This is a genomic window from Enterococcus villorum (genome assembly GCF_007990225.1).
In the GTDB taxonomy this organism is placed as follows: Bacteria; Bacillota; Bacilli; order Lactobacillales; family Enterococcaceae; genus Enterococcus_B; species Enterococcus_B villorum.
On the sequence record NZ_BJWF01000084.1, the window covers coordinates 1 to 1,679 of the forward strand.

General features: G+C 51.3%; 1 rRNA gene. It reads right to left on the bottom strand.

Annotation, left to right across the window (positions count from 1 at the left end):
- Positions 1–31: 31 nt before the first annotated feature.
- A 16S ribosomal RNA gene (locus EVI01_RS13375) occupies positions 32–1,591 on the bottom strand.
- Positions 1,592–1,679: the final 88 nt, after the last annotated feature.

The following is a 1,679-nucleotide window of genomic DNA, read 5'->3' on the forward strand; positions in this document are numbered from 1 at the left end:
CAAACTGTGTAGTCTCCGTAATATTCCTTAGAAAGGAGGTGATCCAGCCGCACCTTCCGATACGGCTACCTTGTTACGACTTCACCCCAATCATCTATCCCACCTTAGGCGGCTGGCTCCAAAAGGTTACCTCACCGACTTCGGGTGTTACAAACTCTCGTGGTGTGACGGGCGGTGTGTACAAGGCCCGGGAACGTATTCACCGCGGCGTGCTGATCCGCGATTACTAGCGATTCCGGCTTCATGTAGGCGAGTTGCAGCCTACAATCCGAACTGAGAGAAGCTTTAAGAGATTAGCTTAGCCTCGCGACTTCGCAACTCGTTGTACTTCCCATTGTAGCACGTGTGTAGCCCAGGTCATAAGGGGCATGATGATTTGACGTCATCCCCACCTTCCTCCGGTTTGTCACCGGCAGTCTTGCTAGAGTGCCCAACTAAATGATGGCAACTAACAATAAGGGTTGCGCTCGTTGCGGGACTTAACCCAACATCTCACGACACGAGCTGACGACAACCATGCACCACCTGTCACTTTGCCCCCGAAGGGGAAGCTCTATCTCTAGAGTGGTCAAAGGATGTCAAGACCTGGTAAGGTTCTTCGCGTTGCTTCGAATTAAACCACATGCTCCACCGCTTGTGCGGGCCCCCGTCAATTCCTTTGAGTTTCAACCTTGCGATCGTACTCCCCAGGCGGAGTGCTTAATGCGTTAGCTGCAGCACTGAAGGGCGGAAACCCTCCAACACTTAGCACTCATCGTTTACGGCGTGGACTACCAGGGTATCTAATCCTGTTTGCTCCCCACGCTTTCGAGCCTCAGCGTCAGTTACAGACCAGAGAGCCGCCTTCGCCACTGGTGTTCCTCCATATATCTACGCATTTCACCGCTACACATGGAATTCCACTCTCCTCTTCTGCACTCAAGTCTCCCAGTTTCCAATGACCCTCCCCGGTTGAGCCGGGGGCTTTCACATCAGACTTAAGAAACCGCCTGCGCTCGCTTTACGCCCAATAAATCCGGACAACGCTTGCCACCTACGTATTACCGCGGCTGCTGGCACGTAGTTAGCCGTGGCTTTCTGGTTAGATACCGTCAAGGGATGAACAGTTACTCTCATCCTTGTTCTTCTCTAACAACAGAGTTTTACGATCCGAAAACCTTCTTCACTCACGCGGCGTTGCTCGGTCAGACTTTCGTCCATTGCCGAAGATTCCCTACTGCTGCCTCCCGTAGGAGTTTGGGCCGTGTCTCAGTCCCAATGTGGCCGATCACCCTCTCAGGTCGGCTATGCATCGTCGCCTTGGTGAGCCGTTACCTCACCAACTAGCTAATGCACCGCGGGTCCATCCATCAGTGGCACCGTAAAGCGCCTTTCAAATTAAAACCATGCGGTTTTAATTATTATACGGTATTAGCACCTGTTTCCAAGTGTTATCCCCTTCTGATGGGCAGGTTACCCACGTGTTACTCACCCGTTCGCCACTCCTCTTTTTCCGGTGGAGCAAGCTCCGATGGAAAAAGAAGCGTTCGACTTGCATGTATTAGGCACGCCGCCAGCGTTCGTCCTGAGCCAGGATCAAACTCTCATAAAAAGTTCGAACAATCAAAATGATTGTTAAGCTCAATTGTTTGCTAGCATATTGCTTGCTTGTTAAAAATGTTTGTTGTCTTGAATTAATC